The sequence below is a fragment of the Microbacterium daqui genome, assembly GCF_050408675.1.
Lineage (GTDB): Bacteria > Actinomycetota > Actinomycetes > Actinomycetales > Microbacteriaceae > Microbacterium.
Genome location: NZ_JBNTKF010000009.1, coordinates 90,003 through 97,915 on the forward strand (window position 1 = coordinate 90,003; position 7,913 = coordinate 97,915).

At 65.1% G+C, this 7,913-nt stretch carries 7 protein-coding genes; 2 read left to right on the forward strand and 5 right to left on the reverse strand.

The annotated features are described in order from the left end of the window. Positions 1 to 162 precede the first annotated feature (162 nt). The 5 genes from ACQUSY_RS07785 to ACQUSY_RS07805 are packed head-to-tail and all read right to left on the reverse strand — an operon-like array spanning position 163 to position 5,099. On the reverse strand, positions 163 to 1,218 hold the full coding sequence (locus ACQUSY_RS07785) for a hypothetical protein (RefSeq protein WP_428903918.1): 1,056 nt from the start codon (positions 1,216 to 1,218) through the stop codon (positions 163 to 165). After that, entirely contained in the window at positions 1,215 to 2,408 is a 1,194-nt protein-coding gene (locus ACQUSY_RS07790) for a sensor histidine kinase (protein WP_428903919.1), read from the reverse strand. Before ACQUSY_RS07790 ends, ACQUSY_RS07785 begins: the two co-directional genes overlap by 4 nt. Further along, a complete protein-coding gene (locus tag ACQUSY_RS07795; protein WP_428903920.1) occupies positions 2,395 to 3,069 on the reverse strand; it encodes a response regulator in 675 nt (224 codons plus the stop codon). The genes ACQUSY_RS07790 and ACQUSY_RS07795 overlap by 14 nt, the downstream gene beginning before the upstream one ends. Before the next feature lie 42 nt (positions 3,070 to 3,111). After that, the gene (locus ACQUSY_RS07800; protein WP_428903921.1) at positions 3,112 to 4,359 is read right to left on the reverse strand and encodes a class I SAM-dependent RNA methyltransferase; all 1,248 of its coding nucleotides are present in this window, start codon (positions 4,357 to 4,359) and stop codon (positions 3,112 to 3,114) included. Positions 4,360 to 4,415: 56 nt separating this feature from the next. Continuing rightward, entirely contained in the window at positions 4,416 to 5,099 is a 684-nt protein-coding gene (locus ACQUSY_RS07805) for an NUDIX hydrolase (protein WP_428903922.1), read from the reverse strand. Positions 5,100 to 5,179: 80 nt separating this feature from the next. Here ACQUSY_RS07805 and ACQUSY_RS07810 point away from each other — a divergent pair, with 80 nt between their 5' ends. Both ACQUSY_RS07810 and ACQUSY_RS07815 read left to right on the forward strand, forming a co-directional pair. After that, positions 5,180 to 5,827: a Maf family protein gene (locus ACQUSY_RS07810; RefSeq protein WP_428903923.1), complete on the forward strand. Its 648-nt coding sequence runs from the start codon at positions 5,180 to 5,182 to the stop codon at positions 5,825 to 5,827. A gap of 78 nt (positions 5,828 to 5,905) precedes the next feature. Further along, positions 5,906 to 7,672: an acetyl/propionyl/methylcrotonyl-CoA carboxylase subunit alpha gene (locus ACQUSY_RS07815; protein ID WP_428903924.1), complete on the forward strand. Its 1,767-nt coding sequence runs from the start codon at positions 5,906 to 5,908 to the stop codon at positions 7,670 to 7,672. Positions 7,673 to 7,913 lie beyond the last annotated feature (241 nt).

Here is a 7,913-nt window from a genome sequence, read left to right on the forward strand (position 1 = left end):
GGTAGACGTGCCAGCTTTACCCGGCTTTTGCGGGATTGTTTTCGGGTAACGATCTCGCACCCCGGCGGGGGTGGTGTTCAGACACCATCCCCGCCCCATCTTTTTCTCCGCGCCTATTCGCGGCGGCGCGTGCCGGTTCCGCTCGCCGTTGGCTGGTGCGGCTCACACGCTGGCAGTGCGGGTAATTTCTTGCCACAGCTCGACCGTGTCGTCAGCGGCGATCCCGTCGCCGGTCGCCGAACGCCCCACGACGGTCACCGCGATCTCAGCGTGACGCGAACTGCGCACGATGATGCGCGCCGACTGGGCGTCAGAAATGGCGTCGGCGATTTCACCGCGGATGCGACCGAGTTCATCGTCGTTCAGCCCGTCGAGCCCGCCTTCGTCGAGCAGAGTCACGGTACTCCCCTGGCGCCGCGCCCGCTCAATAGCGATGCGCACGCGCGTGTCGAGCAGGTGCGGGGCGCGCAATTCATCGCGCAATGTGCCCTCGGCGACGCGGGCTTCGGCACGTTCCTCATCGGTCAGCGCACCGCCCTGACCGATCATGCGCGTCAGCAGCGGCCCGGCAACCTGCAGCGCAAACTGCACCCGCACGCGGCGCTCACGCCGGCGCACCGACTGCGCTGCCTGCCACGCGGCGGCGGCGCGCTGCAGTTCGAGGAGGCGCATCGTGTCGCGTGATGCTCGGTCGAGCGAGTGCATGATGATTTGGGCAACGCTGACCCACATGATCGCGCCGACGAGGCCGAAGGAGAAAGCGCCGAGCGGCCCGAGCCACGCGACAGAGCCGATCACCAGCAGGCCGACACCGATCCACGCACACATCACGCGGCGTCGAATCATGACGACCGTCAGGAGGAGTCCGACGCCACCGATGTAACCGGTGGCGTACGGCGCGTCGACGTGCTCGCGCCCCACGCCAATAGCCACGGCGGTCGGCGTGAGAGCGGCGGTGACCATCGCCAGCACGCCTGCCCACATCGGGAGCACGCCGGGGCCGTTGCCTCCGGCGGTCAGCGCGACATCAGACGGAACCACGGGGTTGCGAGATTCGGCAAAGAGGCCGATGAGCGTGACGAGAGCGACAATGCACACCGTGATGATGATGAGCACCGGGTGCACCACGGGCCCCGTCCAAAACAGGGTGCGTGCGGCGTGGTAGGCGGTGAAAACAATGCCGACGAGAAGCAGCGCGGTGCGCGTTGTGATATTCATCGATGCCACCTCATGTCGATGACCGTGCCTCCCCGCCCAGACGCAATCTCCGTGGTTCCGCCGACGGCCGCCATGCGCGCATAGATCGATGCCCGAATGCCGAGGCGATCGGCGGGAATCGCGGCAAAATTGATGCCGCCACCGGTATCGCTCACCCGCACCCGGCAGGAATCACGCGTTGCTGACACTGCCACGGCAAGACCCTGCCCGTCGGCGTGCTGAATCGCGTTCGCAATCGCCTGCGTTGCCGCGAGCGTGAGGGCACGCGCAACGTGGCCGGGCACCTCTTCGTCAGTCGGCGGAGCAATGTCAATGACGACGCCGAAGTCTCGTGCCGCGTTCGTGAGGTCGGCGGCGATGACGCGGGCGCTGATCGGACGCCCCAGCGCAATGCGTTCGTCAGATTCGGCATCGGCAAGGCCCGTCAACGCTTCCTGGGCCATCACGACCGTCAACGCCCGCTCGCGCTCGGTGGTAGCGCGGGTTGCGGAGATGAGCGCCGCCATCACGCTGTCGTGCATCAGCGCGGCCATGGAGATGCGTTCCGACTCGGCGGCCTCGGCAGCCGCGGCCTGCGTGTATTCCGCCAGCGCGGTTCCGCGAGCCTCATCAACCTCACGACCGCTCGCGCGCATGGTGCGCACCAAAATCAACAGGATCGCGCCGAGGCACAGGCCGAACGAGAGGTCGAAAGCGTTTGATGCCCAATGGTCGTTTGCGAAACCCACCTGGAACATGCGCGCCCCGAAGAAGAGCACCGGCAGGCCGATTGTGAACGTGATCTGCCACGGCATCGACATCACGAGCACGGCGGCGATCGTGGCGATGTTGGTGACGTACCAGATCCACGGCTGCGCGTAGCCGGGGTTGCTGGCGTGATCGGTTACCCAGGGCCAGGCGACAACGACAAGCGTGTAGAGGGTAACGAAGGTGATCGCCGTGACGCGCAGGGCACGACCGGTGAAGCACGAAGCTAAGAACGCGAGCAGGCTCGTGAAGATCGCGATCATGAACGGAATGTGCCAGACGCCCGCATCGGTGCTCCCGAGGGCCGCGATGAAGGCTTGCGTGCCGACAATGAGCGAACCGACACCGGCAGCGATCTGAACGATGCGTTCAATCCGCTTGCTGGTGAAAGAACCGGCAGCAAAAACCTCTTGCCGCCCGGGCATCGCCTCAGCGACTACCACCGTTGTCTCCGTGCTCGTCGTTCGGGTCATCGATGATGCCGTCTTCCATGGCGCGCATCAGCAGATCGACCTTCGTGGGGGCCGGGCGGCCCACATCAACGTATTTAAATCGGATGCGGGAGATGTTCTCTTTTGCCGTCGAATACGCGATGCCGAGGCGATCGGCGACCATTTTGAGAGGTAGCCCCGCGGCGTACAGGCGCAGCACTTCGCGCTCACGTACCGACAGCTGGGCGTTGGCGAAGACAACGTCGCCCTCGACGGCCGACGCCCACTCAAGGTTGTCCAGTGGAAGACCCTCCGCGACGGTGTTGATCGCTGAAACCACATCGTCGATGGGGCTGGACTTACTGATGACACCGGCAGCGCCAGCCGCGAGCGCTTCGCGCACGGCGGCGGGACGGTCAGCAACGCTGTGGATGATGACGCTGGAACCATCGTGCACGACGCGAGACACGTTATCTGTCACCGTGGTTTCGTCGCCCAGCGACAGGTCGAGCACCACGACATCGACGGGAGCCTCGCCGGTATTGACGCGCCATTGCAGGTACTCGCTGACGCTCGGGCCGCTGAAAGCGACCGTGCGTCCGGCACGCAAGCACGCCGCTTCGAGGCCGAGCCGAACGGACTCGTGGTCATCAATGAGGGCGATGCGCTTCACAGCGCCAGCCTAGTTGGTTATCCGAAGCGGGTAACGCGCAGGTTAAGCCTGCTGCAACAGTGCGACCGTCTCAAGGTGGTGCGAGTGCGGGAACAGGTCGAACGCCTCGATGCCAGCGAGCTGGTAGCCGCGCTCAGCGAACGTGCCGAGGTCACGGGCCAGGGCGACCGGGTCACACGCCACATAAACGATCGCACGCGGTGCGAGGTTTGCGAGGTCGGAGACAACGTTCTTGCCGGCACCGGCGCGGGGCGGGTCAATCACGACAACGCCATCACGCAGGCGGGCACGTTCGCGCTCGGAGGCCGTCTGGAGCAGCGAGCGGGTGTAGCGGTCAACGCGCGCGGTTTCGGCACGGGCACCGATCCACTCGGAGAGGTTCTCGCCGGCGTGCTCGGTGGCGCGGGCGTTCGCCTCGACGCTCGTGACACGGGTGCCGCCCAGTTCGGCGACGGTCGCAGCAAACAGGCCGACACCGCCGTAGAGGTCAAGGTGCCAGGCGTTCGGGTCGATCTCAACGTCGCGCAGTGCACGACGCACGGCGGCGTCGAGCGTCGTAGCGGCATCGTGGTGAACCTGCCAGAAGCCGTCAGCGTCAACACGGAACTCGCGCTCGCCGACGCGCTCGATGAGCACTTCGCGCTTGCTGGACTGGCGTTCGACGGGCTGACCCTTGTCGTCGAGGGTGCGGTTGAGCACGCGCACGTGGCCGTCGGCTGCCTGGATCAGGTCGATACGGTCGGCGTTATCGCCGTACAACTTGTCTGCGGCACGCTCAACGGCGGCGGTCGCGAGTGGCAGGTCGTGGACCTCGATGACGTTGTGGCTACGCGCAGCGTACGGGCCGATACGGCCAGCGCCGTCAACGTGCAGGCTCACCCGGGTGCGCCAGCGGGTGCCATCGGCTTGGCCGCCAACACCCTGCACCGTCGCGTCTGACTCGATCTTCGCGAAGCGGGCCAGGGAGTCACGCAGCACCTTGGTCTTCAGCTCACGCTGGTGGGCGAGGTTGATGTGGCCGAACTCGGCACCACCGGGGCGAAGCGCGGGCGACACGGAGACATCGGCGGCCGACCACACGTGTGCCTGGCGGTGGGGCGAAGCTTCGAGCACCTCGACGGTCTCGGCGCGCCAGAATGACGGCTTCGAGTCATCGCTCACGCGAGCGCGAACGGTCTCACCCGGAATCGCGTCGGAGACGAAGATGACTCGACCCTCGTGGCGGGCAACAAAGATGCCGCCGTGGGCGACGTCAGAGATGGTCAAGTCAAGTTCTTGGGGCGCGTGCATCCTTACAGAATCTCATGCCCGGCTGAATGACACCTCATCGGCGTCTCTCATGAGCGTTACTGCAGCGTGAAAATGTCGCGGAGGTCGCCGTCGTCCCACGGCCGCGTCCAGCCCGATGCCTCGAACAGGTGGTCGATCACGAGGGCAGTGAAGCCCCACACTGTCGCGCCGCCAATATCGAATGCGGGGCCGCGAAAGTCACCACGCTCGTGCCGGAACACCGAGGTGAAACGGTTCTCGGGGTTGAGCAGGTCGTCAACAGACGTCAACCGCACCTCATGGGTTTCGCCATGATCCATCACGCAGACCGGGAGCGTGCGCGTGCGCCATCCGACAACCGGAGTCACCACGAAGTTATTGGCAAGCAGCGGGAGGTCAGGCAACGCACCCAAAATCTCAACGCCGGTGCGATCGAGCCCCGTCTCCTCCTCCGCTTCACGCAACGCTGTGTCGACGGCGTCGATGTCTTCGGGGTCGACGGAACCACCGGGAAAGGAAACTTCGCCGGGGTGCGATCGCAGGGTGTCGGCTCGCACTTCCAGCAGCAGGTCGAGATCGGCTGCAGTGACGCTGGCCGGCGCCAGATGCATGCGGTCAGGGCGCTGACCAAACAGCACGAGCACGGCGGATCGTCGAGCTTGTGCCTCCACAACCGGCGGCAAATCGCGCAATGCGCGTCGGTCTTGCAGCCCGCGGATGAGTTGTTCGCGGGCGCCGAGGAGGAGGGAGGTATCAGTCATTGCGCCACCGAGTCTAGGGCGGTTCACCCGCAACCAGGCGATTCGCCCACAGAGACCCACACCTTGCTAGCGTTGAAGCCATGCAGGTTTGTCTCGCGTCTACATCTCCCGCCCGACTCATGCTGCTTCGTCAGGCCGGCATTGAACCACTCACGATTGCCAGTGACGTCGACGAAGATGCGGCTATCGTTGCGGCTGAAGAAGAGGCTGGCAGGCCGCTCACCCCCGAAGAGCACGTGTTGTTGCTCGCGCAGGCAAAGGCCGCTGCGGTTGCCGAGGGGCTCGCGATCACGCACCCCGATTTCACGGGCATCGTCATCGGCGGCGACTCGATGTTTGAGCTCGACGGACAGATCTTCGGCAAGCCGCACACCCCCGAAGCGGCCACCGAGCGCTGGCTACACATGCGTGGCCAGGCAGGTGTGCTGCACTCCGGTCACAGCGTGCTGCTCGTGCAACAGGGTGCTGTTGTCGATGCGGCTGACGATATCGCCGAGGCCACCGTGCATTTCGTCGCCGACATTTCAGACGAAGAGATCGCGGCGTACGTCGCGACGGGTGAGCCGCTCGAAGTCGCCGGAGCCTTCACGGTCGATAGCCTGGGTGGTGCATTCATCGATCGCGTCGAGGGTGACCCATCAACGGTCGTCGGCATGTCGCTGTCGACCGTGCGTGTGCTTGCCGCGCGCCTCGGAATCTCCTGGCCGTCCCTCTGGAATCGCCTGTAGGTTCCGCTCAACGAATTTCCGATTACTTTATCGAGAGTGGTCAAAAACGACGGCCATTTGCTCGGTAGGCTGGCTGTCATGCCTCAAATCTCGAAGGTTCTCATCGCGAACCGCGGCGAGATTGCCGTACGAATCATCCGCGCCGCGCGTGACAGCGCCATCGCATCCGTAGCGGTCTACGCCGACCAGGATCGCGATGCTATGCACACCCGCCTGGCTGACGAAGCCTACGCGCTTGACGGCCAGACCAGCGCCGACACGTACCTCGTGATTGACAAGATTCTGTCGATCGCTCGCCGCTCCGGAGCCGACGCCATTCACCCTGGCTACGGCTTCCTCGCTGAAAACGCAGACTTTGCCCGCGCCGTGATTGCCGCTGGCATCACGTGGATCGGTCCGTCTCCCGAGGCGATCGACGCCCTCGGCGACAAGGTCACCGCGCGCCACGTCGCTGAGAAGGTGGGCGCTCCGCTCGCCCCCGGCACGCCGGGCCCGGTCGAGACCGCCGACGAGGTCATTGCCTTCGCCAAGGAGGCCGGTCTGCCGATCGCGATCAAGGCTGCCTACGGCGGCGGCGGTCGTGGCCTCAAGGTCGCACGTGAGTTCGACGAGATCCCTGAAATGTTTGAGTCGGCAACGCGCGAAGCGATCGCGGCGTTCGGCCGTGGCGAGTGCTTCGTGGAGAAGTACCTCGACAAGCCGCGCCACGTTGAGACGCAGTGCCTGGCCGACGCCGAAGGCAACGTTGTTGTTATCTCGACGCGCGACTGCTCGCTGCAGCGTCGCCACCAGAAGCTCGTCGAAGAGGCGCCCGCGCCGTTCTTGACCGACGAGCAGAACGCGATTCTCTACGACGCATCGAAGAAGATCCTCAAGGAGGTCGGCTACGTTGGCGCCGGCACCTGCGAGTTCTTGATCGGTGCTGACGGAACCATCTCCTTCCTCGAGGTCAACACCCGTCTGCAGGTGGAACACCCGGTTTCTGAAGAGGTCACCGGCATCGACCTGGTGCGTGAGCAGTTCCGTCTTGCCGCGGGCGAAACGCTCGGCTACGACGACCCGACCCCGGTGGGCCACTCGTTCGAGTTCCGTATTAACGGTGAAGACCCGGGCCGTGGCTTCCTGCCGCAGCCGGGCCCCATCAAGACCTTCAAGACGTTCGGTGGCCCCGGTATTCGCCTGGACTCCGGCGTCACGCAGGGTGACTCCATCTCGGGCGCGTTCGACTCGCTGCTCGCGAAGATCATCGTCACTGGCCGCGACCGCAACGAGGCTCTCGCCCGTGCCCGCCGCGCGCTCGACGAGTTCGAAGTGACCGGTATGCCGACCGTGCTCCCGTTCCACCGCCAGGTGGTCACTGAGCCCGCGTTCACCGCAGAAGACGGCACCTTCGGCATCTTCACGCGCTGGATCGAAACCGAGTTCGTTAACGAGATTCCGGCGTGGGACGGCGAAATGGATGCCCCCGAGGCAGCCCCCGGCCGCCACACGGTTGTCGTTGAGGTCGGTGGCAAGCGCCTTGAGGTCAGCCTGCCCGACCACATCGTTGCCACACAGTCGGTGGGTCGCCCCGCCGCCGCTCCCCCGGCCCGCCGCTCGCATGCAGCCAGCACCACTGGTTCCGGTGCTTCCGGCGACGCCGTGAAGAGCCCCATGCAGGCAACCGTCATCAAGATTGCCGTCGAAGAGGGCCAGCAGGTCGTCAAGGGCGACCTCGTTGTCGTGCTCGAGGCGATGAAGATGGAGCAGCCCATTCAGGCCCACAAGGATGGCGTCATCGGCGCCATCAACGCCGGGCCCGGTGCGACGGTTTCGGCCGGCCACCAGCTGCTCACCATCAGCTAATACGGGTTCGTTCAGCGCCGTTCTTCTCTGGAAGGACGGCGCTGACGTGTTTTCCGGCGCTGCGTGACCGTGCGACCGTGATGTCGCACCCGTGTGCCCGTCGAACGACCGTTACGGGCTCTTCACGAACGAGGGTGTAGTGGGTTGAGCGCGTCGCTGGCTGGGTAGGGGTCGAGGTCTCCCGGAGGATGGAAGTTCTTCACGCTCACCATCCCGAAAGACCTCGACGTGCTCCACCCTA